This window comes from Aristaeella hokkaidonensis, assembly GCF_018128945.1.
Classification (GTDB): domain Bacteria; phylum Bacillota; class Clostridia; order Christensenellales; family Aristaeellaceae; genus Aristaeella; species Aristaeella hokkaidonensis.
Map to the genome: position 1 here is coordinate 1,065,696 of NZ_CP068393.1, position 25,255 is coordinate 1,090,950.

At 51.9% G+C, this 25,255-nt stretch carries 24 protein-coding genes and 6 tRNA genes; 22 read left to right on the plus strand and 8 right to left on the minus strand.

Annotation, left to right across the window (positions count from 1 at the left end; genetic code table 11):
• Positions 1-3: 3 nt before the first annotated feature.
• Both JYE49_RS04935 and JYE49_RS04940 read right to left on the minus strand, forming a co-directional pair.
• A complete protein-coding gene (locus tag JYE49_RS04935) occupies positions 4-1,347 on the minus strand; it encodes a PFL family protein (RefSeq protein WP_488153969.1) in 1,344 nt (447 codons plus the stop codon).
• A 19-nt stretch (positions 1,348-1,366) separates the two neighbouring features.
• A complete protein-coding gene (locus tag JYE49_RS04940) occupies positions 1,367-1,639 on the minus strand; it encodes an ACT domain-containing protein (protein ID WP_093956345.1) in 273 nt (90 codons plus the stop codon).
• A gap of 137 nt (positions 1,640-1,776) precedes the next feature.
• Between JYE49_RS04940 and JYE49_RS04945 the strand changes: the two genes are divergently transcribed.
• The 17 genes from JYE49_RS04945 to JYE49_RS05025 all read left to right on the plus strand — a co-directional run bounded on the left by JYE49_RS04945 (position 1,777) and on the right by JYE49_RS05025 (position 18,708).
• Positions 1,777-2,370 (plus strand): Maf family protein, encoded by a 594-nt coding sequence (locus JYE49_RS04945; RefSeq protein WP_093956346.1) that lies wholly within the window; start codon positions 1,777-1,779, stop codon positions 2,368-2,370.
• Positions 2,371-2,383: 13 nt separating this feature from the next.
• Complete coding sequence (locus JYE49_RS04950) at positions 2,384-3,412, plus strand: rod shape-determining protein (protein WP_093956347.1); 1,029 nt, start codon at positions 2,384-2,386, stop codon at positions 3,410-3,412.
• Positions 3,413-3,447: 35 nt separating this feature from the next.
• On the plus strand, positions 3,448-5,001 hold the full coding sequence (mreC, locus tag JYE49_RS04955; protein WP_093956348.1) for a rod shape-determining protein MreC: 1,554 nt from the start codon (positions 3,448-3,450) through the stop codon (positions 4,999-5,001).
• 3 nt (positions 5,002-5,004) lie between these two features.
• On the plus strand, positions 5,005-5,619 hold the full coding sequence (locus JYE49_RS04960) for a rod shape-determining protein MreD (protein WP_093956349.1): 615 nt from the start codon (positions 5,005-5,007) through the stop codon (positions 5,617-5,619).
• A gap of 32 nt (positions 5,620-5,651) precedes the next feature.
• Positions 5,652-8,258, plus strand: coding sequence for a peptidoglycan D,D-transpeptidase FtsI family protein (locus JYE49_RS04965; RefSeq protein WP_093956350.1), 2,607 nt, complete (start codon positions 5,652-5,654; stop codon positions 8,256-8,258).
• Between the two features lie 18 nt (positions 8,259-8,276).
• Positions 8,277-9,095, plus strand: coding sequence for a septum site-determining protein MinD (gene minD, locus JYE49_RS04970; protein ID WP_093956351.1), 819 nt, complete (start codon positions 8,277-8,279; stop codon positions 9,093-9,095).
• Entirely contained in the window at positions 9,082-10,305 is a 1,224-nt protein-coding gene (locus JYE49_RS04975; RefSeq protein ID WP_093956352.1) for an FtsW/RodA/SpoVE family cell cycle protein, read from the plus strand. Before minD ends, JYE49_RS04975 begins: the two co-directional genes overlap by 14 nt.
• A gap of 36 nt (positions 10,306-10,341) precedes the next feature.
• Positions 10,342-11,340, plus strand: a complete 999-nt coding sequence (locus tag JYE49_RS04980; protein WP_093956353.1) for an alpha/beta fold hydrolase — start codon at positions 10,342-10,344, stop codon at positions 11,338-11,340.
• Positions 11,341-11,359: 19 nt separating this feature from the next.
• Positions 11,360-11,710, plus strand: a complete 351-nt coding sequence (locus JYE49_RS04985) for a hypothetical protein (RefSeq protein ID WP_093956354.1) — start codon at positions 11,360-11,362, stop codon at positions 11,708-11,710.
• On the plus strand, positions 11,707-12,024 hold the full coding sequence (locus JYE49_RS04990) for a hypothetical protein (RefSeq protein WP_093956355.1): 318 nt from the start codon (positions 11,707-11,709) through the stop codon (positions 12,022-12,024). Before JYE49_RS04985 ends, JYE49_RS04990 begins: the two co-directional genes overlap by 4 nt.
• Positions 12,025-12,161: 137 nt before the next feature.
• Positions 12,162-12,235 (plus strand) — tRNA-Pro (locus JYE49_RS04995).
• 139 nt (positions 12,236-12,374) lie between these two features.
• Complete coding sequence (locus tag JYE49_RS05000) at positions 12,375-12,866, plus strand: Lrp/AsnC family transcriptional regulator (RefSeq protein WP_093956356.1); 492 nt, start codon at positions 12,375-12,377, stop codon at positions 12,864-12,866.
• Positions 12,863-14,044: an aminotransferase class I/II-fold pyridoxal phosphate-dependent enzyme gene (locus JYE49_RS05005; protein ID WP_093956357.1), complete on the plus strand. Its 1,182-nt coding sequence runs from the start codon at positions 12,863-12,865 to the stop codon at positions 14,042-14,044. Before JYE49_RS05000 ends, JYE49_RS05005 begins: the two co-directional genes overlap by 4 nt.
• 20 nt (positions 14,045-14,064) lie before the next feature.
• Positions 14,065-15,198 (plus strand): CapA family protein, encoded by a 1,134-nt coding sequence (locus JYE49_RS05010; RefSeq protein WP_093956358.1) that lies wholly within the window; start codon positions 14,065-14,067, stop codon positions 15,196-15,198.
• A gap of 9 nt (positions 15,199-15,207) precedes the next feature.
• Positions 15,208-16,341: a phosphonopyruvate decarboxylase gene (aepY, locus tag JYE49_RS05015; protein ID WP_093956494.1), complete on the plus strand. Its 1,134-nt coding sequence runs from the start codon at positions 15,208-15,210 to the stop codon at positions 16,339-16,341.
• A gap of 120 nt (positions 16,342-16,461) precedes the next feature.
• Positions 16,462-16,989: a hypothetical protein gene (locus JYE49_RS05020; RefSeq protein ID WP_093956359.1), complete on the plus strand. Its 528-nt coding sequence runs from the start codon at positions 16,462-16,464 to the stop codon at positions 16,987-16,989.
• Positions 16,990-17,046: 57 nt separating this feature from the next.
• Entirely contained in the window at positions 17,047-18,708 is a 1,662-nt protein-coding gene (locus JYE49_RS05025) for a phospho-sugar mutase (RefSeq protein ID WP_093956360.1), read from the plus strand.
• Between the two features lie 51 nt (positions 18,709-18,759).
• On the opposite strand, the gene JYE49_RS05030 is transcribed toward JYE49_RS05025, so the two are convergent.
• The 6 genes from JYE49_RS05030 to JYE49_RS05055 form a co-directional block, all read right to left on the minus strand.
• A complete protein-coding gene (locus tag JYE49_RS05030; protein WP_093956361.1) occupies positions 18,760-19,050 on the minus strand; it encodes a zinc-ribbon domain containing protein in 291 nt (96 codons plus the stop codon).
• 260 nt (positions 19,051-19,310) lie between these two features.
• A tRNA-Cys gene (locus JYE49_RS05035) sits at positions 19,311-19,382 on the minus strand.
• Positions 19,383-19,389: 7 nt separating this feature from the next.
• A tRNA-Gly gene (locus JYE49_RS05040) sits at positions 19,390-19,465 on the minus strand.
• A gap of 8 nt (positions 19,466-19,473) precedes the next feature.
• Positions 19,474-19,546 (minus strand) — tRNA-Phe (locus tag JYE49_RS05045).
• A gap of 5 nt (positions 19,547-19,551) precedes the next feature.
• Positions 19,552-19,628 (minus strand) — tRNA-Asp (locus tag JYE49_RS05050).
• 7 nt (positions 19,629-19,635) lie between these two features.
• A tRNA-Val gene (locus JYE49_RS05055) sits at positions 19,636-19,711 on the minus strand.
• Between the two features lie 312 nt (positions 19,712-20,023).
• Here JYE49_RS05055 and JYE49_RS05060 point away from each other — a divergent pair.
• From JYE49_RS05060 to ruvX, 5 genes are all read left to right on the plus strand, one after another.
• Positions 20,024-21,364 carry a uracil-xanthine permease family protein gene (locus tag JYE49_RS05060; protein WP_093956362.1) on the plus strand — a complete coding sequence of 447 codons (1,341 nt, stop codon included), beginning with the start codon at positions 20,024-20,026 and terminating at the stop codon, positions 21,362-21,364.
• A 62-nt stretch (positions 21,365-21,426) separates the two neighbouring features.
• Positions 21,427-21,963: a bifunctional pyr operon transcriptional regulator/uracil phosphoribosyltransferase PyrR gene (gene pyrR / locus JYE49_RS05065; RefSeq protein WP_093956363.1), complete on the plus strand. Its 537-nt coding sequence runs from the start codon at positions 21,427-21,429 to the stop codon at positions 21,961-21,963.
• A gap of 202 nt (positions 21,964-22,165) precedes the next feature.
• Positions 22,166-22,420: a 30S ribosomal protein S15 gene (rpsO, locus tag JYE49_RS05070; RefSeq protein ID WP_093956364.1), complete on the plus strand. Its 255-nt coding sequence runs from the start codon at positions 22,166-22,168 to the stop codon at positions 22,418-22,420.
• 191 nt (positions 22,421-22,611) lie between these two features.
• On the plus strand, positions 22,612-24,765 hold the full coding sequence (locus tag JYE49_RS05075) for a polyribonucleotide nucleotidyltransferase (protein WP_093956365.1): 2,154 nt from the start codon (positions 22,612-22,614) through the stop codon (positions 24,763-24,765).
• A 61-nt stretch (positions 24,766-24,826) separates the two neighbouring features.
• A complete protein-coding gene (ruvX, locus tag JYE49_RS05080) occupies positions 24,827-25,252 on the plus strand; it encodes a Holliday junction resolvase RuvX (RefSeq protein ID WP_179217227.1) in 426 nt (141 codons plus the stop codon).
• Positions 25,253-25,255: the final 3 nt, after the last annotated feature.

The window sequence follows — 25,255 nt, forward strand, 5'->3', positions numbered from 1 at the left end:
AGGTCAGTTTCTCATGGAGTGTAAGGGCGCGGGAATTCTTCCTCCCCTTGCGATAAATGCTTCATTGCCGAATTCGTTTACCTGGATCACCGGTGCGTGTCCGAGCAGTCCTCCGAATTCCACCGTATCGCCGGCCTTTTTACCGACGGCGGGAATGACACGAACCGCTGTAGTCTTATTGTTGATCATGCCGATGGCTGCTTCGTCCGCGATGATGCCGCTGATCGTTTCCGCGGATGTGCCTCCCGGAATGGCGATCATATCAAGACCGACGGAACAGACGCAGGTCATTGCTTCCAGTTTTTCCAGGGACAGGGCGCCGGCAGAAACAGCTTCAATCATGCCGATATCCTCGCTGACCGGGATAAAGGCGCCGCTCAGGCCGCCTACATGGTTGCTGGCCATAATGCCGCCCTTTTTCACCGCGTCGTTCAGCAGTGCCAGCGCGGCCGTCGTACCGGGAGCTCCGGCATATTCAAGTCCCATTTCGGTCAGGATATGCGCGACGGAGTCGCCGCGTGCCGGTGTGGGCGCAAGACTCAGGTCTACAATGCCGAATGGGATATTCAGCCGCCTGCTGGCTTCCTTGGCCACAAGCTGTCCGACGCGGGTGATCTTGAAAGCGGTACGCTTAATGGTCTCAGCCACTACGTCAAAAGGCTCATTCTTTACGCTTTCCAGTGCGACTTTCACGACGCCGGGGCCTGAAACGCCAACGTTGATGGCACACTCCGGTTCACCGGTTCCGCAGAAAGCGCCCGCCATGAACGGGTTGTCTTCCACCGCGTTGGCAAAGACGACCAGTTTGGCGCAGCCAAGTCCGTCTGAATCGGAGGTCAGTTCCGCGGTCTTTTTGATAATCGTTCCCATTTCACGTACAGCGTTCATATTGATGCCTGCCCGTGTGGAAGCGACGTTGACGCTGGAACAAAGCAGACTGGTTTCACTCAGCACTTCCGGAATGGAAGCAAGCAGTCTTTCATCCGCAGCCGTGGCGCCTTTATGCATCAGTGCGGAATAGCCGCCCAGGAAATTGACGCCCACTTCGCTTGCCGCTTTATCAAGTGCCCGGGCGATCGGCCTCGGGTCACCCTGAGCAATCATGCTGACAGGAGTAACGCTGATCCGCTTGTTGACAATCGGAATACCCAGTTCTGTTTCTATTTCCTGCCCGGTGTGTACCAGGTCCTTGGCCACCCGGCAGATTTTGTCATATACCCGGGTTGCGCATTTTTTCGGATCGGGATCGGAACAGTCCAGGAGGTTGATGCCCAGCGTGATCGTGCGGATATCAAAATTCTCCTCCTGGATCATGCGCATTGTCTGAAGAATCTCGCCTGTTTCTATCATAATATATCAGGCCTCCTCAGATACGGTGCATGGCGTCGAATATGTCCATCCGCTGCATGTGGATGGTCATCTTCAGTTCGTCACGGACAGGCTGGAGTTCACGGTCGATTTCTTCAAAACGTAAATGAGCACCGTCCAGATCAACAACCATCATCATGGTAAAGTAACCGCCGAGAATGGTCTGGGTAATGTCGAGAATGTTGATGTTCATCTCGCTGAGTTTGGTGGCAACGCGGGCGATAATACCAGTGGAATCAAGGCCTGTAACGGAAATCAGTGCTTTAGTCATGAAGAACTTTCGCCTCCGGATTTATTTATCACTACATTATATAAACCAGCCAGCGCGTTTGTCAATTTCACTTTTATTTCATTCATGGTTATGATATAATACGATAGTTTAATGTTTACTATGGAAGGAGTACCCATTTGGAAAACCTCGTGCTCGCGTCGCGGTCTCCGCGCCGCTGCGAATTGCTGAACAGGATCGGTCTTGTATTTGAAACAGACGCTCCTGACGTAGATGAAACCTGTTCCCTTCCTGCGGGTGAAGCTGTGAGGATTCTTTCCCTCCGGAAGGCGCAGGCCGCGGCCGAATCTCACCCCGGATCCTTTATTCTTGCTGCAGATACCCTCGTTTCTTTCCGGGAGGAAGCACTGGGCAAGCCCCTGGATCCTCCGGATGCTATCCGGATGCTCCGTATGCTTTCCGGACAGACCCATCAGGTCTATACCGGTGTTACGGTGATTTCCCCGGACGGCCGTGTTTTTACCGATTCAGACCGGACTGATGTGACTTTTGCTTCCGTTGATGATGCCGAAATTGCGGATTATGTCCGCTCGGGAGAACCGATGGACAAAGCCGGCGCCTACGCTTTACAGGGGCGTGCAGGCATGTGGGTTACCCATCTGGACGGTTCTGACACCTCTGTTATCGGGCTTCCTCTTTACCTTGTCCGTTCTCTGCTGCTTCAGGCGGGATATCCGCTCCTTGCAGCGGCCGGAACCCATCACATTGTTTGAAGGATGATTGATTATGCCTTTTCTGGCACCTGATATCGGTATCGATCTTGGCACGGAGAATATCAATGTCTATGTTCGCGGGCGCGGCATAGTCATCTCTGAGCCTACCCTCGTGGTTCTTGACAGGGAAAACAAGCACACCGTGAAAGCGGTCGGTGATGAAGCCCGTTTCCTTTACGGCAGGTCACCGGATCAGCTGATCGCTGTGGCACCGATCCGGAACGGACAGGTTGCGGATTTTGATATTGCCGAACTGATGTTCCGTTATTTTATCCGCAAAGCTGTCGGTGTTTCCTATCTTGGAAAACCCAGGATTATTATATCCATCCCCTGCGGTATGGATGATGTCAACCGCAAGGCCCTGATGGAAGCTATCCGCATGGCCGGGGCCAGGCGTGTCTTTCTCATCGAGAAACCCTTTGCTTCCGCCATTGGAACGGGCCTGCCGGTCTATGATCCGATCGGCAGCCTTGTGGTTGATATCGGCGCCGGTACTACTGACGTCGCGGTTATTTCCCTCGGCGGCCTGGTCGTTTCCCAGAGCATCCAGGTTGGCGGCAATAAATTTAATGAAGCAATTACAGAGTTCCTCCGTAAGGAATGCAATATCCTTATCGGTAATCAGACCGCGGAAAACATCAAAAAGGACCTTGCGGCCGCCCTGCCCCTGGACGAACCCCGTACGATTCATGTCCGCGGTGTCAATCAGCTGAACACCTCTGCCGGTACGGTCCAGTTCACGTCCGAGCAGGCATATGAAGCCGTAAAAAATCCCTGCAAAGCCATTGTCAAAGCCATCCGCTGGGTGCTGGAAAGAACACCTCCCGAACTGGCTGCTGATATTATGAAGGGCGGCATCCATTTAACCGGGGACGGTGCAAGACTTTTTGGTTTGGATCGTTTTATATCTGAGAGCCTTGGTATGCCCGTGCTGCTTGCGCGTGATCCGGGCGACTGCTGTATTCTCGGCATCGGTTACCTGACCGAAAACATCCAGCTGGTCACGCCCCAGGATAAACGCTCCAGGCCATCCATGAAATAATTCAGTATTTACCGTAAGGAGGTGAGCTCCGGCCTATGGCAGGCAGAAGACGTCTTGAACGCAAAACGGACGATCGTCGTCCTGTTGTTACAGATGATTTTATTTATGATGATCCTCAGCAGTCTTTTTCAGACAGCGAATCCGATCCGGTTTCCTCCGACACGCCGGAAGAAGCCGTCCGTAAGCTGAGGAAGCGGACATCACAAAACGATAATGAATTGGAAGAAAATGATTCCCGTTCCGATGCTGCACCTGAAGAAAAAGCCGCTTCAGAACGCGGTACGGTTTATTCCTCCGGTATCAGGCTGGACGAAAACCTGCAGCCTGTATATGAATCCGGCAAAAAAGCCCGCAAACCGCATCCGATTCTTCGGGGCGTGATTCTTGGACTGGTTACTCTTTCCCTGCTCCTGGCGGTTGCCGCGTTTATTTTCCATCGCGTATACGAAGATACTCCCTATCTTGATATGCCTGAAAACACCATTTCCGCTGTTGTTTCGCCTGTCCAGTCTTTTTTCTCCGGGCTGACCGAAACGGTTTTCGGTTATTTCAGGAGCATGAAGCTTCGTGCCAATATAGAGGAGGAATACAACAAGCTGGTCAAGGAAAATGAAGAGCTCGTCTATAAAGCCATGCAGGCTGACCAGTTAAAACAGATGCTAAGCGAATATGAGGATCTGACGGAGGAAGTTGCTGCCAACAGGGATATGATGCCGCTGGTTGCCCGCGTTACCGGCAAATCCGATTCCAACTACTTTTCCACCATGACCATCGACAAGGGATCAGATGACGGAGTCAAACAGTATATGGCCGTCACCTATCAGTATTCCATGATCGGTTATGTTGAAGAAGTTCATAAGGATGAATCCACTGTCCGCACCATCATTGACTCAGATGCCCATGTCGCCGCGCTTATCGAATCCACCCGTGACCAGGGTGTTATCCGCGGAACCCTTGGCATTGGTACAACCGGCAAACCGAAATGCTGGATGAATTATCTGCCGGATGAAACACTTCCTCGTCCCGGTGACCTGGTGGTTACCTCCGGTATCGGTATGCCTTTCCCCAAAGGAATCCCGATCGGAACCGTTGAGGAAAGCACCCGCGGAATGGATGCCAACAAACAGTATATTGTTGTGAATCCCTCTGCCGATTTCCAGCATCTGGAGCGCGTAATTGTACTCCTGTATCAGCCAAAGGCCGGACAGGTTGAAGAACGGGAAGAAAAAACGATTGAATTTGAGCCTATGGATACGGCCCGTCCTGTACCGCCGATTCAGGAAATTGCTTCTGATTTCCTGTCCGACAGGAATGACGATGAGGAGGACTACGGCGAAGATGAGGAAAACGGTGAGGATTCCGAAAATCCTGCTGAAACCGTTGAACCCACACCTGATCCGACGGAAACGCCTTCTCCCACGCCCATTCCCACGCCTTCTCCTGACCCGACACCCTATGAAACACCTCTTCAGTATAATGTGAAGAGCATACGCGGAGAACCGACGCCTTCCCCCACTCCCACGTTTGCCCCCACAGCTACGCCTTATTTCACTCCCGATCCGGAAGACATGACGTTTGAGGAGGAATAAGGTATGCAGAAGGTATCCACAAGGAGATACCAGACCGGTTTTGTCCGCCGCTATACTGCCTTTGTGCTGATTACGGTCTTCGGCTATCTCTGTGAAGTCTGTATTATGCCCTATATCCGGCCTTTCGGCATCTCCCCGAATCTGCTTTTCGTTGTCATCGGGATCGTGACTGTCGCCTACGGCAAACTGAGGGCCTTCTGGGTTGGCGTGATTTACGGCCTGTTGATGGAGATTATGCTTCCATCCGTCACTTTTGTAAATCTGGCCATGTATCCCGTCTCAACCCTGTTCTGTTCCTTTGCTTTTGCGGATAAACCCCTGAAAACACTGGAATATGAAAGGGCGACCAATAAAAAGAAAAAGGAAATGCCCGCCTGGCAGCGCACGGTTCTCTGCACCGCACTGAATACCCTGGTTTACGAAGTGATTAATCTGACCTACATCTATATCGGCGGCAACGCACTGACCTTCACACATATTCTGAAAAGTTTTGGCAACGTGCTGCTGACTTCCCTGCTTTGCCTCATCCTGCTGGTTCCGCTCCGCCGTCTGATCCTCGGCAAAAAATCCAGCGTTCTCGTTCTGAAAAGCGCGCCGGTAGTCTTCAGCAAAAACTGACCGGTAATCTGATTGTGAAAGGAGCGTAATGAATGGAAAAGAAAAAGAAATCACCCGAATTCTGGCGTTATGCTGCTTTTCTGGTTATTCTCTTTGGCATTTTTACCTGGCTTATTTCTGGTCTTGTCAGACTTCAGCTGGATCAGAGTGACGAACTGCTTGAAAAAGCACAGGATACAAGAACCAAAACCATCGCCCTTCGCGGCAAGCGCGGCAATATTACCACCTCAGACTCCGTGCTGATGGCTGCGGATGAGAATATATACAATGTGACCTTTCAGAAGGATGCTTCCGCCAATTCAAAGGCTTTGTACAAAAGTTATACTGCCTCCATTCTTGAAACCATCAAAATTGTGGAAAAAAACGGCGGAACCATAGATGTTTCCTTCGTCATCAGGCGCAAGCCTGAGCCGAAGGAAGTGGAGGAAAAAGACGAAGCCGGCAACATTGTCAAAAAGATCATTGATCCCAATCCGGATGTCGCTGTCGGAGACTGGGAATTCCATTTCGGCAGCGGTGTTTCCGAGTCTGTTCTGGAAACCCGTGAGCGCCAGTGGCGTTCCAATAACTACCTGACCAATACAACCAAGTACGGCACGCCGCTGCAGTGTATTGAAGCACTTAAAAAACGGTATCAGCTGGATGGCGATGTCAGGGAAATATACAATCTGGATGAAGATATTTCCGAGGAAACCATGCTGAAAGTCATGGCCATTTATTCGGAAATGCAGATGAATATCTTCAACTCCCAGCCCATTGTTATTGCCAAGGACGTTAAATACGAAACCGTTATTGAAATTGAAACCCGTGCCATGATGCTGCCGGGTATGAGCATTGAAATCGGCACCAAGCGGATTTATCCCCGTCATACGCTGGCCTGCCAGATTATCGGTTATACCGGTGCTATTCCGTCCCGGGCCACCTGGCTGAACCTTCAGGCCAAAGGCTATTCATATAATGATACCATCGGCCGCGACGGCATCGAGTACTCCATGGAAGACTGGCTGACGCAGAATTCCTCTGTGCGCAAAGGCCAGCGCGTGGTGGAACGTGACCAGATGTCCCGGATCGTTCGTGAATTTGAAGAACTGCACATAGACCCCCAGGACGGCAACAACGTCAAACTTACCCTCAACGCCGCCTATCAGGCTGAAGCTGAAAGATGTATCAGGAATAATGTCAATAAAGTCCGTGATCTTCAGGAAAAGAAGCTTGATACCGAAAAATGGAAAGAAGATAACAAAAAGGATATCCATAAGCGTGACTGGAACAAGTATCCGCTGGCCCTGGCGGAACACGGATGCCTGATCGTGCTGGATATGCAATGCCGCGTCCTGGCCCTGGCCAATTATCCCACCTATGACCTGAATGCGCTGGTTGCCGGTGGAGATGAAGCCATGGAAATCCTGGGAGATGAACGCAACGTTCTCCTGAATTACGGTATCCATGCCCGCGGAACACCCGGATCCATTTTCAAGATGGTGACGGCCATGGGTGCCCTTTCTGAAGGAAAACTTGCAGAAGGTGAAATGATCACGGATGCGGGTTATTTCACCAAATACAACAAGGACCTTTCCACCGCGCCGAAATGCTGGATCAGCAAAAACGCCCGGTGGCAGCATGCCAACCAGACGATTCAGGACGGTCTGGAGCATTCCTGCAACTACTTCTTTTATGAATTATCTGACCGTCTGCAGGAAGAACTGCTGTATCGTTATGCGAACCTGTTCGGTCTCACCAGCCGGACCGGTATCGACCTGCCCGGTGAGGTCCGCTCCGTCGTTGGCAGCCAGAGAACCCTGTATGACCCGGATCGTCCTGTCAACGAAGCAAATCAGGATACGTCCCTGCCCATCATCGTTTTCAACTCCATCAAGAAACATCTGCGTAACTGCGGTGGTTTCCGGGATATCTATTATGATGATGAGCGCCTGTCGGTGTGCGCGAAAAAACTCATGGACATGGCTGTCAGGACCAATGAAAGTGACTGGCTGGACAGTATGCGTACCATCCTGATGGAAGAACTGAACATGAGCAAGGAAATGGTTTATCTTCAGTCCGTCATCGGCGATACCTACAACTACATGAATGACATCAAGTGGGGTGGCGGCCAGACCATCCTGACCGGTATCGGCCAGTCTGTTACCGTGCTTACCCCCATTGCCGTTGCCCGTTACGTGGCTACTGTAGCAAATGGCGGTAAGTTATACAACGTCTCCCTGATTGATAACATTACCTCTCCGGACGGTGAAATCCTGTCCCAGCGTGAACCTTCCCTGATCAATACCATTCCCAACGCGGACAAATACATGCACCTTATTCATGAAGGCATGCAGGGCGTTGCTGACGAATCCGGTACCGCCGGTAAGTATTTCAGGAACTGGCCTTATCAGAAGCAGATTGCAGCAAAAACAGGAACCGCCCAGGTTACCTCCATTGACCTGGAGAACAACTCCTGGTTTGTCTGCTTCGTACCCTACGAAAATCCTGAAATCGCCATCGCCTGCTTTATTCCCAATGGATATTCCGGTTCAGAATCCTGCCATGCGCCGAAAGAGTTCATTGAATGGTATATGAATCAGAAGGATCTGCGCGAAGTCGAAATCACACTGCCTTACGGCAATATGCTGGCGCCGTAATTGTAAACGGAGGAAGATATGTCTCATTGTTATGCTGTTGCTTCGGGAAAAGGCGGCGTAGGCAAGTCCACCGTGACCGCAAACCTCGCCGCAGCCCTTGCCCAGGCCGGAAACCGGGTTGTGATTGTGGACGCGGATATCGGCCTGCGTTCACAGGACGCACTGCTCGGCATGGAAAACCGGATTGTTTATGATCTTATCGACCTGGCCAACGGGGACTGCAGCGCGGATCAGGCTGTCCTTGAAAGCGAAGCTATTTCTTCCCTTTATCTTCTTCCGGCGGCACAGTTTGCGCGAGCAAAAAACCTGGATCCTAAGAAACTTACAAAGATTATCTCCACCCTTCGTTCCGCCTATGATTATGTGTTCATTGACTGTCCTGCCGGAATCGAACGCGGTTTGCGCAATGTTCTCAATGCCGGCGCGGATGAAGTGCTGCTCGTTGTCACTCCGGATGATATCTCCGTCAGGAGCGCGGAAAGGGTCGTCCAGGTCATGGAAGCCAAAAAGCTCAGCAGGCCCTGCCTGATTGTCAACCGGCTGGACGTTGACCTGATTCGTTCCCATGAAATGATGTCTGCCCGTACGGTCGCTGAAGTAATGGATCTGTCCCTGCTTGGGGAGATTCCGGAAGATACGGTGGTCAGCCGTGCAATGCTGCGGCATTCCCTTTTTATTGCTTACGACTGTGAAGCCCGGAATGCGGTCCTTCGGATTGCTTCACGCCTACGGGGCGGTTCTCCGGCTTTTCCCATGTACGGCTGCAAAAAACAATCTTTTCTGCAGCGTATTTTCTCCCGTTCTGTCAAGGAGGTGATTCCGCTTGACGATCACTGAAAACCGTCATGCCCGTGCACATGTGGACGGTATTCTGATCGCGCTTGTTTTTGCCATGGCACTTTTCGGAATCGTTGCTGTCTGTGTCGCGACCTATTCTCCCAATTCCTCTGAGGACACTTCGTTTCTGAATCATATTATTGAGTCTTCCTACGCGTTGAAGCAGTGCCTGTTTGTCCTGATGGCGCCCCTCGTCATCGGCGTGATTATGGCCTTCCCTTACGATATTCTTAGACGTCGTGCGGAATGGTTCTACTGGGCGGCTTTTATCCTGCTGTCTGTTACAACGATTTTTAACCGTGCCCAGGGCGTTAAAGCCTGGCTTGATACCCTGTGGGGTTACACCATCCAGCCTTCGGAATTCATGAAGCTGGCCATGATCCTGGTGCTTGCCAAAAACTTCTCCAGACAGGACAGCCCCATGTCCGATTCAAAATCCTTTATCCATATCTTCATGATCGTCATCATCCCCGGCGTAGTCATCCTGCTCCAGGGTGAAACCGGCTCCCTGCTGGTCATTATCTTCATGTTCGCCGTGATGATGTATTTCGCGAATGTTTCCCTCAAAACGCTTTCTGTTCTCGCTGCCCTTGCCATCCTGGGTATTCTGGCAATCTACGGATATATGACCTTTACCCATTCAACGGATTATCGTCTTGCCCGGATTGCCGGCTGGCTGAATCCTGAAGTGTATTCCTCTTCAGACGCTTACCAGCAGACCATGTCCAAGATGACCATCGGATCCGGCGGCCTGACAGGTAACGGCATGTTTGTTACCGGCGCCATTTCCCAGCTGAACTACGTGCCTGCGGACTGGACAGATTTTATTTATTCCACGATCGGCGAAACCTGGGGCTTCGTCGGCTGCGTAGCTGTTCTGGGCGGATATGTCCTGATCCTTCTCCGGATGCTGTACCTGGCCTGGTTCACCAGGGATAAATTCGGCCGGATGATTATTATCGGGGTAATGGGCATGCTCCTGTTCCATGTGCTGGAAAATATAGCTATGACCCTGGGCCTCATGCCGATTACCGGTATTCCGCTGCCCTTCCTTTCATATGGCGGATCCAACATGATGACAAATATGGGCGGCGTCGGCCTGGTGCTGAATGCAACCCGGAATCGTTCCCTGAATGTTTCTGTCAGCACTCCCCAGACATTCTACAATCCTTATCGGATCCACAAGCGCTTTAAGACCAAGTCTTTCTGATCAGTGATTACTGGAGCACAGACGGGAGGCAATCTCATGACAGAAGTTTTCAGTGAGGATTATCTTGTTCAGTCCGGTTCCTCCTACAGCCGGATCATGAACGATACTGTCCTGCCCTGGCTTGAGTCCAAAGGCACTGTTGCAGTCATTCCCGGCTTTGAAAACCGTCCCCTTTACTGTGTTTCTTATCAGGCGGATCACCCTGTCGCAACCGTGCTCATTGTCCATGGTTTCACCGAAAACGCGCTGAAATATTCCGAACTCATCTTTTCCCTTCTTCATCTTGGTTTTTCGGTGCTGGCTTATGACCAGCGCGGTCATGGCCGTTCCTGGAGGGCGGACGGAATTCCGGATTGTTCGATCACCCATGTGGACCATTTTTCTGAGTATGTGTCAGATCTTCAGATTGTATATGATACATACAGGAAGGAATTGCTGTCACCCTGGTTCATTTTTGCGCACTCCATGGGCGGTGCTGTTGCTTCTCTTTTCCTGGAACGCGGAAATCATGAAATTTCTGGTGCTGTGTTCTCTTCACCTATGATTGCGCCTTATATCCGCTCCCTTCCCGTACCGCTGGCTTCGGCGCTTGCCGCCGCAGCCTCTTCTCTGGGCCGCGGTAAACACTGTCCTTTCTTTATGAAACCTTATTCCGGTCCTGAAAACTTCAGCACTTCCTGTGCCACTGATCCGGACCGTTTTGCCTGGTATGACGCCATCAAGTCCTCACGCACCGAATTCAGAAACAGCGTCCCTTCATATCGCTGGTCCTATGAAGCTGTTCATGTTACGGAACAGATCCTGGCACCGGATGCGCCGGAACGCATTTCCTGCCCTGTCATTCTTTTCTCCGCGGAAACAGACTTCAGTGTGGAACGTGAACCTCAGCAGGCCTTTATCGGCAGGGTTCAGAACGGACGGTTCATTTCTGTTCCCGGCGCCCGTCATGAAATATACCGTTCTGTCAATGACGTCCTGTTCCCCTGGTGGAATCAGGTAATCACATTCCTCAAAGCAAACTGTCATTACTCTTAAATATCGGAGGATATTCGCCATGAACCGACGGAAATCTGTATTCCCTGTTGTCTTTGTACTGGTGATGCTTCTGTGCGTCCTGTTTATTGCCTGGTATCTTCCCACCGTCAGCAGCCTGCGTTTCAGACTGCAGGATGCGAACGTCAGTCTCGAAACAAGCCAGGGGCGTGAACGGAAGCAGCAACATGAGTATGATGAAACTGTGGCAGCCCTGGCAGCCGCACAGGACGAACTGGCCAGTGTGCAGCCCCTGGCAGACCAGGCTGCTGAAGAAAAAAAGGCTTTGAAGGAGGAGCGCAAACAGCTCCGCCAGGAGAAAAAGGAACTGGAGGAAAAACTCAGTTCCGGATCGGAGGGTCAGGAGCAATGAATAAACCGGTCAAAATCATCCTGAGTATTGTGCTGATCATGTCCGTCATACTGATGGCTGTCTGCAGTCTCAATCTTTTCCGTCTCCGTTCACAGCTGAAGGATGTTGAACTTCGGCTTGAGGAAAGCCGGAGTACCTGGGAAGCTATTGACGCTGATAAACGGGCGCTCCAGGATGACCTTAAACTCGTCAACAATAGCCTGAAGGAGGCAAAACAGTCTCTTTCAGAATGGTCTGAACAGTCCGTTTCCATGCAGCAGGAAGTTGAAGAACTTCGCACGCAGGTTGAATCTCTGAAAACCGGTGCAAAGTAATCCTGGTTCCTCATCTTTCCGCTTTTCTTTTCATGCTTTTTTTCACAGGCAGATGATCAAAAACTATTGACATCGCCTGATACGCGTGATATAGTAATCGACGTTGTCGGAACAAACGGAACGGCAATGTGGATTATCTGGGTGTGGCGCAGTTTGGTAGCGTGCTTGAATGGGGTTCAAGAGGCCGGAGGTTCGAATCCTCTCACCCAGACATTTACTTCCTGATTAAATCAGGAAGTTTTTTTATACCTTCTTCTCCGTACGGTACCTTCCCTGTTTCTCGCTTGTCATGTCTCTGTGAATGTTGTAAAATATCTGTGTTTTATATTCAGGAAAGGAAGCATCAGAATATGAAGAAACTCGAAGCATCCCTCCTTGATATTCTTAAGGAAGACTGCCGTATTCCCCTTGAAAAGATGGCCGTTATGACCGGAGCCTCCCTGGAAGAGGTTGCAGCTGCAATAGAAGATCTTGAAAACCGGAAGATTATTCTTCGTTACAGCCCCATGATCAACTGGGACCGTACCGATCGTGAGCGTGTGGAAGCCATGATTGAAGTACGTGTCACACCCCAGCGGGACATGGGTTTTGATGCGATTGCCCGCCGGATTTATCGCTTTGATGAAGTCAAAAGCGTCTACCTGATGTCCGGTTCCTACGATCTGCTCGTCCTCGTGGAAGCCCGTACGCTGAAGGAGCTGGCGGCTTTTGTCGCTTCCAAGCTTTCTCCGCTCGAAACGGTCACCGGTACGGCGACCAGCTTTGTGCTGAAGAGATATAAAGAAGAAGGCGTCATTTTCGAAACCGATGACGCTGATCACAGGCTGGTGATCTCACCGTGAACTACGATCAGTATCTGAACAGCAGGATTGCTGCTGTACCACCCAGCGGTATCCGCCGTTTTTTTGATCTCGCTGCATCCCGGAAGGATGCCATCTCCCTCGGCGTCGGTGAGCCGGATTTTAAAACCCCCTATCTCTTCCGTGACGCTGCGATTAATTCCCTGCTCGACGGTGAAACACAGTACACCGGAAACCGGGGCCTGATTGAGCTTCGTAATGAGATTTCCCTGTATCTGTCCGGCAGGTACAATATTTCTTACCGGCCTGAAACTGAAATACTGGTCACCATCGGCGCTTCTGAAGCAATCGATGTGGCTTTGCGTGCCCTGATTACAGATGGAGATGAAGTCCTGGTTCCCGATCCCAGCTACGTTTCCTATGCTCCCGGTGTCATTTTTGCCGGCGGCGTACCTGTTCCTGTTGAAACCAGGCAGGAGGATAATTTCAGGCTCAAAGCTGAAACCCTGGAGAAAATGATCACCCCAAAGTCCAAACTGCTGATTCTTCCTTATCCCAACAACCCGACTGGTGCCATCATGGAAAAAGAAGATCTGGAAGCCATTGCCCGGGTTGTCCGTGAACATGATCTGCTGGTCATTTCCGATGAAATCTATTCCGAGCTTGTTTATGGCGGGCATACCCACGTGGCTTTCGCTTCTGTGCCGGATATGCTTGAACGGACAATTACCATCAACGGCTTCAGTAAATCCTTTGCCATGACTGGCTGGCGGGTCGGCTATGCCTGCGGTCCGGAAGAAATCATCACGGTTATGAATAAAATTCATCAGTATGCCATTATGTGCGCACCCCGTCAGGGCCAGGTAGCTGCCACCGCCGCGCTCCGGATCGGCCGGGAAAACAATTATGAATCGGTTGCCGTTATGCGTGAAAGCTATGACCGTCGCCGCAGGCTGATGGTCACTGCTTTCAGGGACATGGGACTTGAGTGTTTTGTGCCCTACGGCGCTTTCTATGTATTCCCTTCCATTCAGCGCACCGGCATGTCCAGTGAGGAATTCTGTTCCGAACTCCTGAAAGAAAAGAACGTCGCTGCCGTTCCCGGCAACGCTTTCGGTGCTTCCGGCGAAGGACATATTCGCTGCTGCTACGCCACAGCTGTTGACAAGATCAACGTCGCCCTGGAGCGGATAGGTGATTTTGTTGCTTCCCGTTCCTGATTAACCTGGAGGATTATCAAATGTTCAGAAAAATAACCGCACTGCTTCTTTCTGTATTGCTGCTTCTGCCTGCCTGCGTCCGTGCTGAGGATGAACTGGATATTGAAGAAGTCATCGATCTCACCGAGGAGGAAAGCTCCACCTATCAGCTCGACAGTAACGGCAATACGATTATCACCGTTACCTGCACCGGGGATTTTACAATCGGCGGGGATAACTATCACAAAAAGGGCAAGAAATTCTACGATGAATTAAAGAAAAACGATGACAACATCAATTTCACCATGGCCAATGTCAGGGATATCTTTAAAAACGACACCATGACCCTGGTCAATTTTGAGGGTACCTTTACTGAAACAAAATATGTACCGGACAACAAAAAGGGAAACAGTTTCCTGTTCAACATCTCTCCTTCCTATGTGAAAGTGCTGACCGATAATTCCATTGAGGCGGTCAGCCTGGAAAACAATCACGTCATGGATCATGGCCAGGAAGGATATGAGGATACGAAGGATACGCTCCGGAATGCCGGTGTTGTCTACTCCAATTCAGAGGAAATCGGCGTTTTCTACGTCAACGATATCCAGATCGCCATGCTCAGCTATCTGTGCATAGATCGCTACGATAAGGAATATCCTCCTTATGCTAACCTTTATGAAAAGGTTGCTGCCGACATAAAAGAAACCAAGGAAAAGTATCCCATTGTGATCGTATCCTTCCACTGGGGCCGTGAAAAGGACTACAGCCCCACGCAGAACCAGATTAAAATGGGCCGGCTTGCCGTGGACAGCGGCGCCGATCTCGTCATCGGTCATCATTCCCACCGCATCAATCCCATCGAACTGTATAACGGCGTATATATCTGTTATTCCCTGGGTAATTTCTGCTTCTCAGGCAATGACAGGCCGGATGATATGAACTCCTATATTTTCCAGACCCGTTTCCTGGTGGATAAAAACACACAGGAAGCTTCCAATCTGGGATTCCGGATCATTCCGATCCGCATTACGTCCATTAAGGACCGGAATAACTATACGCCCACACCGATCACCGATGATATGAAGAAGGAAGGAATCATCAACACCCTGAAGGATAATGGCAGGAAATACCTGGATTATGCTGTTTCCGACTATCCTCTGGACTGGAAGGATTGAGTGGCTTCTATGCATGTTTCTGTTCTTCTGGATGCCTGTCACAAAGCCGGTATTGACTTCTGTACCGGTGTGCCGGATTCACTCCTGAAAGCGCTTTGCAACGAGCTTTATGCCCGTTACGGTACGGACAGCGACTGCCATGTTGTCGCCCACAATGAGGGTGGAGCGATTGCTTTATGCGCCGGACATTACCTGGCTTCCGGCCGTCCCGGCCTCTGCTATATGCAGAACAGCGGCCTTGGTAACGCGGTCAATCCCCTGGCGTCCCTGATGGATCCTGAGGTTTATGCCATTCCCTGCCTGCTGGTTGTGGGCTGGCGGGGCGAACCCGGGGTCAAGGACGAACCGCAGCATAAAAAGCAGGGCGTTATAACCCTGGATCAGCTGGATATCCTGGGTATTCCTTACCTGGTTCTTTCTCCTGACACTTCCGATGAAACCTTCCTCAGCGGTTTCAATGACCTCCTGACAGAGATGAACCGCGGCAAAACCGCCGCCATTGTCGTCAGGAAAGGAGCGCTTCAGTCCGACTGTAAACCCGAATACGGCAATCAATACCGGATGACGCGTGAAACGGCTGCCGGGATCATTCTTTCTGCTTCAGGCCAGGATGATGTGTTCGTTTCCACCACGGGCAAGCTTTCCCGTGAAATCTTTGAACTGCGGGAAGCAAGAGGCGAAGATCATTCCCGTGACTTCCTGACCGTCGGTTCCATGGGCCATGCTGCGATGATTGCCCTGCGGATTGCCGTGGAAAAGCCGGATAAAATGGTTTGGTGCCTGGATGGCGACGGAGCAAGCCTCATGCATCTGGGTGCCTTGCCGGTTATAGGAAAACGCCTTCCGGAAAATCTGGTTCATGTCATTATCAATAATGGTGCCCATGAAACTGTTGGAGGCATGCCGGTCTGCGGTGGCAGCATGAATATTCCTGCACTGGCTTCAGCTGCCGGTTACCCTTCTGTTTTTTCCGCAGATTCAGAAGATACACTTCAGTCTGTACTGAAGGATTCCCTTCCCGGTGCTGCCGGTCCTGTCCTCATTGAAGTCAGGTGTGCCTGCGGAGCACGCGCGGATCTGGGGCGTCCCACGACGACGCCGGTACAGAACCGGAACGCTTTCATGCGTTTTCTGCAGAAATAGTCCAAAATATTACAAAAAATTCACAAATTTGACTACAACATGTAGTGGAAACTTATTGACCTGAATCATATATTTAGATATTATAAAGTATAAAGTTATGATTCGGGAGGTGTATGCGGAATGATTGCCGGTTACGGCAGCAAACCTGTCTTTCAGTACAAATTCCGTCCCCTCCTGCAGGATCAGCGCGCCATGGACGGCGGCTTCTGTGTCATCCTTTATGAAAACCGTATCCTCTCCTTCAGCACTTACCGGGTGGACGGGTCTTTTATTGATGAGCTGTGTTTCTCCCTTCCGGTCCGTGTGATCCAGTGCTTTTACGGTCTTCTCCGCAATGCCGGCAGCTGGCTGGGCGATACCCCCTGTGATCTCAGAGGCGCCAGTATTACCCCTTACGCTTCCTCCTTCGCCTTTGACGGCTATGATCCGATCCGCGTCTGGGGCATCAATGACCTGCTGTGTCAGCCCGCCGGTTCCCAGGCCGGTTTCTTCGCCCGTCATCTCTATGTGCTCTTTGAGGATGTGGCCAATCTGCTCGCGGAAAACGGGATCCGACTGACGCTCGACGGTTTTACCTGGGATACGGAAAAGATCCATCCATTCCGCAAAGGACAGCTCTATTCTTCCGGAAGACAAAGCGTAATCTGATATTCAACGCGTACCGGATGGTACGCGTTTTTATTTTGATTGAAGGGAAGCATTTTTATGACACTGATGGAAAAGTATGAATCCTGGGTGAACTGTTCCGCGATGACGGAAGAGCTGCTGTCTGAACTCAGGTCCATGGATCAGGATCAAATCAATGACAGTTTTTACAGGGATCTTGCCTTTGGCACCGGCGGCCTGCGGGGCGTGCTTGGTGCGGGTACAAACCGGATGAATCTCTTTATAGTCATGAAGGCCACACGTGGCCTCGCCCGTTACCTGCTGGATACCTTCAGCAATCCTTCCTGCGCTGTCAGCTGCGACAGCCGGATCCATTCCCGTGATTTTGCGGAACTGACGGCTGCTGTTCTGGCCGAAAACGGCGTCAAAGTATGGCTCTATCCCCGTCTCCAGCCTACGCCCATGCTCAGCTTCGCGGTGCGTCATCTTTCTGCGTCTGCCGGCGTAATGGTCACCGCTTCTCACAACCCTGCCAAATTCAACGGATATAAGGTTTACGGAGCCGACGGCTGCCAGATTACCCTGGAAGCCGCTGACCGGATCCAGAAGAAAATCAGTGAGCAGCCTGATCTTTCTGACAGTCTTCCCTCCTTTGAGAAACATCTTGCCGCAGGCACCATCCGGTATATTACCGATGAGACGATTGAAGCCTATTATCAGGCTGTTCTCAGCCTGCGGGCCCATCCTTCATCTGAGCAGCTTCACGTGGTCTATTCGCCCCTTAACGGTGCCGGAAATGTGCCTGTACGGGAAATTATGAAGCGTCTCGGCAATATCCGTGTCGATATCGTAACCGAGCAGGAACTGCCCGACGGACACTTCCCCACCTGTCCCTATCCGAATCCGGAAATCCGTGAGGCAATGAACCTGGCTATTCAGAAAACCGTTGAAACCGGTGCGGACCTGTGCTTTGCCACAGATCCGGATTGTGACCGTATGGGCGCCGGCGTCCGGGTCGGTAATGATGTCAGGTTGATCAGCGGCAATGATATGGGCATTCTTATGCTGGATTATCTCTGCCGGAACCGCCTTCCTGTCCAGGGCAGCCTTCCGCCTGTTGTGGTCAAAACCATCGTAACCACGGAAATGGCCCGTGCGCTGTGTGATAAATACGGCCTGGAGCTGCGGAATGTGCTGACCGGTTTCAAGTATATCGGTGAGCAGATCGGCCTGCTGGAAGCTGAAGACCAGGCAGATCGTTTCCTCTTCGGTTTTGAGGAAAGCTACGGTTATCTTTCCGGTACGGATGTCCGGGACAAAGATGCGGTGAACGCCGTTCTGCTCCTCTGCGACATGGCCGCCGGGCTCAAGGAGAAGGGGCTTTCCCTCCTGGACCGCCTGGAGGAGCTGCGCGCGGAATTCGGCCTTTATGTCCAGCGCCTGCTGACCTATGAATATGAAGGCGAGAACGGATCCAGGAAGATGAGCAGCATCATGTCTTCGCTCCGGGCTCCTCTTGCGGACTTTACGGATGCCCGTCTCAATGGCTGCAAACGGATTGATTATCATAATGATGACACCGGCCTGCCGAAGAGCGATGTCCTCTCCTTTGCACTTTCAGCAGATGATCAGTTTATTGTCCGTCCTTCCGGTACGGAACCGAAGCTCAAAGCGTACCTTTTTACAAGAGCTTCTTCTGTAGCGGAAGCTGAAGCAAACCTGGATCGTCTCCAGGAGCTTGTGGACGGGCTGTGCAAATAAAATATAAAAAGAAAGGACTGCCTGATGGCAGTCCTTTTTGTTTCTGAAGAATCAGAACCGGTTCTGACGCTGTGCTTCGAAGCAGTCACGGCAGTACACGGGACGATCTCCGCGGGGCTGGAAGGGAACCTGGGTTTCGCAGCCGCAGCCGTCGCAGATCACGGTGAACATCTGCCGGGGAGCACCGCCATTGCCGTTCTGAGCCCGACGGGCAGCGCGGCAGGCAGGGCAGCGGGTGGGCTCATTCTGGAAGCCCTTCTGGGCAAAGAATTCCTGCTCACTGGCAGAGAAAACGAATTCGTTGCCGCAGTCACGACAGGTCAGAGTCTTGTCTTCGTACATGGATCATATCCTCCTAAAAATGTTGTTTACCCGCGCCATTGGTGAAGATTCGTGCCCCGTTCCAGACAATGGTTATGAGTAACAACCATAGAGGAAATGAACCGCGTAGTTACTACCAGGGTTGGGTTTACTGTCAGAGTATATCATGACGCTTTTATTTTGTACAGAGTTTTTTTATATAAATGCAAACGTTAACATGTATACATTTCAAAACATCGGGGGAAAATGAAAATACCGGAGTACAACTCCGGTATTCTGTGAGGTGCCATCCGGATTCGAACCGGAGAATAAAGGTTTTGCAGACCTTCGCCTTACCGCTTGGCTATGGCACCATAAAAATGGAGCGGTAGACGGGACTCGGACCCGCGACATCCACCTTGGCAAGGTGGCACTCTACCAACTGAGCTACTACCGCATAAAATGTGCCTTGGGGCGGAATCGAACCACCGACACTGTGATTTTCAGTCACATGCTCTACCGACTGAGCTACCAAGGCAAATATGGCGACCCGGAAGGGGCTCGAACCCTCGACCTCCAGCGTGACAGGCTGGCGCTCTAACCAACTGAGCTACCGGGCCATATGTTTGGTGGGAACAACAGGGCTCGAACCTGTGACCCTTTGCTTGTAAGGCAAATGCTCTCCCAGCTGAGCTATGCTCCCGTTGCCTTTGACTCTTGCGTTCCTGACCCGGTTTCCGCAAGCGGCTTTTGTATATTATCTTATTCAAATATGTTTGTCAAGCTCTTTTTTTCTGCTTTTGCTTACTAATTTTATTTATTCTTTTGTCATACTTATGAAATGGAATACCACAAGATCTTGTGGTATAGTATCCCCGGTGGGTCTTTAAGACGGTACGGGATACCGACAAGATACGGCCGCATATAGTCAGTAAGGATCGTAGCTTGCCAGTTTTCATGCCGGCAGGCTTTTTCTTTACAAGACCCTCCGAAAAATAATAAGGAGGTCTCCCCTATGAATCTGGTCTACAAGGTCAATGACAAACCCAAGTTTGGTCAGCTGATCGTCTTCGCGCTCCAGCAGCTGCTTGCGATCCTTGCTGCGACCATCGCCGTCCCCAGCATCGTTGGCAACGGCATGAGCCAGAGCGCCGCCCTTTTCGGCGCCGGCGTCGGTACGATTGTCTACCTGCTCTTCACTAAGTTCAAGAGCCCTGTGTTCCTTGGATCCAGCTTTGCTTTCCTTGGTTCCATGTTCGCTGCTTTCGGCGGCGCCGCTTCCACCGCGGTTGGCTATGCCGGCCTGGTGATCGGTGCCGTTTTCGCCGGTCTTGTTTATGTGATCATCGCCATCATCGTCAAGTATGCCGGTGTTGCCTGGATCCGTAAGCTCATGCCCGCCGTTGTTATCGGCCCCACCGTTGCCATCATCGGACTGTCCCTGGCCGGCAACGCCATCGGCGATGCCCTGAAGGGTGCTGTGCTGGATAACGGCACTTATATCATGAATACCCAGGGCTGGGTCAGCCTGATCTGCGCCCTTGTCACCCTGCTGACGGTTGTCTTCTGCTCCGTCAAGGGAAAGAAAATGATGAAGCTGATTCCCTTCATCATCGGTATTGTTGCCGGCTACATTGTTGCCCTCATCTTCACCCTGATCGGTAACGCTTCCGGTAATGACGCCCTGAAAGTGCTCGATTTCACCGCTTTCAGCTCCATGAAGTGGGTTCCTGAATTCACCTTCATCAAGGCCTTCGAAGGTTTCCAGACCATCACTGCCAAGTATATCCTCTCCATCACGGTTGCCTATGTTCCCGTAGCCTTCGTGGTTTTCGCCGAGCATATTGCAGACCATAAGAACCTGTCCACCATCATCGATCAGGATCTGCTCGAGGAGCCCGGCCTCCATCGCACCCTGCTGGGCGACGGTATTGGCTCCATGGCCGGTGCCTTCTTCGGCGGCTGCCCCAACACCACCTACGGTGAGTCCGTCGGCTGCGTGGCCATCACCGGCAATGCTTCCGTCATCACGATCCTGTGCACTGCGATCATCGCCATCGCTGCCAGCTTCTTTGCTCCCTTCGTAACCTTCCTGAGCACGATCCCCAGCTGCGTCATGGGCGGCGTCTGCATCACCCTGTACGGCTTCATCGCTGTTTCCGGTCTGAAGATGCTCCAGCCTGTTGACCTTAACGACAACCGCAACCTGTTCACCGCTTCCGTGATCCTGATTGCCGGTATCGGCGGCATGACACTGAAGATCGGTTCTGTCACGATTACCGAAATTGCCTGCGCTCTGATCCTCGGTATCATCGTGAACCTGCTTTTCAACCGCCCCGCGAAAAACGATCAGTAATTCGTCAAATACGTTGAAAGGTTCGGCGGGGTACTGAACTGTACCCCGCCCTTTTAAACTTTATGGAACTGAAATCTGAAATCATGGATGAAGCTGCTGTGCTTCGAAGCATGAAGCGCATCACCCACGAAATTATTGAGAAAAACAACGGCACAGCCGATATTATCCTGCTGGGGATTCATCGCAGGGGGATGCCTCTTGCCGCCATCCTGCGGGATAATATCCGCAGCTTTGAGGGGACGGATGTCCCCCTGGGCAGCATCGATATTTCACTCTATCGGGACGACCTGACCGAAGTCAGTGATCTTCCCGAAACCGGCGCCACGTCTATTCCCTGCGATATCAACGGCAAAAAGGTTATTCTCGTGGATGATGTGATCTATACGGGACGTACTGTGCGTGCGGCAATTGAGGCTGTCTTCCATTACGGCCGTCCGGATTCCATCCAACTGGCGGTGCTCATAGACCGCGGCCATCGGGAACTGCCGATCCGTCCTGATTATGTGGGCAAAAATATCCCTACCAGTCACAGTGAAGTTGTATCAGTCATGGTGAACGAATTTGACGGAAAAACCGGCGTTGCCTTGTACCAGTTATAATGTCATGACGCCGGATTTGTTGAAAAAGTTCACTTTTTTCCGCTTTGACGGTTTACAAATCGTTCAATTTTTGTTATTATATACGTCGTTCGTGTATGAACCGTCTGCTCAGACTATCGAGTCTCCAACGATAATCCGGGTTCACGGCAATTGGCGGACATGAAATACCGGTCCGTCCGGTCATTAAAGGAGGAATTTTCCCATGAACAAATCCGAGATTATTGCCGCTTATGCACAGCATGAAGGCGACACCGGCTCCCCCGAAGTTCAGATCGCTCTGCTCACAGAGAGAATCAATCACCTGAACGAGCACCTGAAGAGCAACAAGAACGACCATCATTCCAATCGTGGTCTGCTGCTGATGGTTGGCCGCCGCCGCAACATGCTCGAGTACCTCAAGAAAACGGATATTGAGCGCTACCGTTCCCTGATTTCCAAGCTGAACCTGCGTAAATAATAACCGTTTCCCGGTACCAAGTCGCTTTTTAAAGCCGCCGGAAGATTATACTCTCCGGCGGCTTTAAAAGATATCCCGGAACGCGGAGTTTCGTATGTTATCCCTTGAAAATCCCCGGTGTAAATCCCGGCGGGGTTTTCATATGATAGCATACGGCGCTCCGGAGACAAATTTTAGAAGGAGTGAAACGTATGGAATCCAAAAAGTACACAATGGATTTTGCCGGCCGTCCCCTGACGCTGGAGTTCGGCAGGTACTGTGAGCAGGCCAACGGTTCCGTCTGGGTACACCTGGGCGATACCGTCGTTATGATCAATGCCACCATGGCTCCCGCTCCCCGTGAAGGCGTGGATTTCTTCCCTCTCGCAGTAGATGTGGAAGAGAAGCAGTATTCCGTTGGCAAAATCCCCGGCGGTTTCATCAAGCGTGAAGGCCGTCCCTCTGAAAAGGCTACCCTTACCTGTCGTCTGATCGACCGTCCTCTCCGCCCCCTGTTCGAAAAGGGTATGCGGAATGACGTCCAGGTGGTTGTCACCATCCTCAGCGTGGAACAGGATGTTCCTCCGGAAATCCCGGCCATGATCGGTTCTTCCGTTGCCCTGGCTGTCAGCGATATTCCGTGGAACGGACCGACCGGTGCTGTGCTGGTAGGTCGCGTCAACGGTCAGTTTGTCATCTGCCCCGATGAAGCCCAGCGCGCTGAAAGCGATCTGAGCCTCTATGTGGCCGGTACGGAAGAAGCCATCATGATGGTTGAAGCCGGTGCCAAGGAACTGTCCGAAGAAACCATGCTCGACGCCATCCTTTTCGGTCACGAAGAGATCAAAAAGCTGGTTGCCTTCCAGAAGCAGATTGTTGCCGAAATCGGCAAGGAAAAGCAGGTTGTGCCGCTGATCACCACCGGTGATGACATCAAGGCCGCTGTTCGTGAATTTGCCTATGACAAGTGCGTCTGGACCTTCGATACTTTCGATCGTTCTGAACGCCAGCAGCGTGAAGCGCAGACCAAGCAGGAGACCCTGGCTTCCCTGGCTGAAAAGTTCGAAGGCCGCGAAAGCGAAATCGAGGATGCCCTGTATTACCTCAATAAAGAAGTCATGCGTGCGAAAATCCTGAATGAGGGTATTCGTCCTGACGGCCGCAAGGTTACCGAAATCCGCCCCATCTGGTGCGATGTCGGCGTCCTTCCGCGGACCCACGGCAGCGCCATCTTCACCCGCGGCCAGACCCAGGCCCTGACTGTGACCACCCTGGGCACTGTCAGCGAAGGTCAGACCCTGGACGGCCTGAGCAGTGAAGATTTCAAGCGCTACATCCATCACTACAATATGCCGCCGTATGCCACCGGTGAAGCCGGCCGTCTGAAGAGCCCCGGCCGCCGCGAAATCGGTCACGGCGCTCTGGCTGAACGGGCCCTGCTGCCCGTCATCCCCTCTGAGGAAGAATTCCCCTACGCCCTTCGTCTGGTGAGTGAAATCCTGTCCTCCAACGGTTCTTCTTCCATGGCTTCCGTCTGCGGCTCCACGCTGAGCCTGATGGATGCCGGCGTTCCGATTCATGCCCCCGTTGCCGGTGTGGCCATGGGTCTGATCACCGATAAGGAAAGCGGCAAGCTGGCTGTCCTGACCGACATCCAGGGACTGGAAGACTTCCTCGGCGATATGGACTTCAAAGTTGCCGGTTCCATGAACGGTATCACTGCCCTGCAGATGGATATCAAAATTGCCGGCATCAACCGTGCCATCCTGCAGCAGGCGCTGCGTCAGGCACTGGAAGGCCGCCTGCATATCCTGAAGATCATGCTGGATACCCTCGGACAGCCCAGGGCTGAACTGAGCCCCTACGCTCCGAAGATTATCCGCTTCACCATCAATCCCGAGAAGATCCGCGAAGTCATCGGACCCGGTGGAAAGATGATCAACAAGATCATTGCCGAAACCGGTGTGAAGATTGACATCGAGGATGACGGCAGCGTCTTTATCTCCACGCCTGATCAGCAGGCTGCCGATAAAGCCCGCCACATCATCGAGGGCATTGCCAAGGATATCGAAGTCGGTGACGTGTATACCGGTAAGGTTGTCCGCATCATGAACTTCGGCGCCTTTGTGGAACTGGCTCCCGGCAAGGACGGTATGATCCACATTTCCAAGCTTGACAACAAGCGTGTTGAAAAGGTGGAAGATGTTGTCAATATCGGTGATGAGCTGGAAGTCAAGGTCAACGAGATTGACGCTCAGGGCCGGATTAATCTGATCAGGAACGACATTGAATATGCTTCCGGAACGGATTTCTCCCGTCATGACGGAAACCGTCGTCCTCCCCGCCGCAACAGCAACCACGACTGATAAAACGCTGCCTCCGGAACAGCCTGCTGTATCTCCGGAGGCACGCTTTTTTCCAAGAAGTATGAACGAACGAATTGTCTGCCTTGATATCGGTGACGTCCGGATCGGTGTGGCTGTTTCAGATCCCACCGGAACCATCGCCTCTCCCGTGGAGGTGATCCAGCGGGTTGGCTGGGGGCCGGATACGCGCCGGATTGTTTCCATTTGTGAACGCTATGAGACCAACCGTATTCTTTCCGGCCTGCCGCTGAATATGGACGGTTCCGAGGGCTTTCAGGCGCAGAAGGTCCGTCAGTTCTGCGATCAGCTGGCCAAAGCAGGCCTGCAGGTTGTGTTCCAGGATGAACGCTTGTCCACAGTCTCTGCGGAGGATGCGCTGATTGAGGGCGGGGTTTCCCGCGCCGAGCGGAAGCAGAAGGTGGATATGATTGCCGCTTCGGTAATACTCCGGCAGTGGCTGGAAGAAAATAAAAACAAGGAGGATTAATAT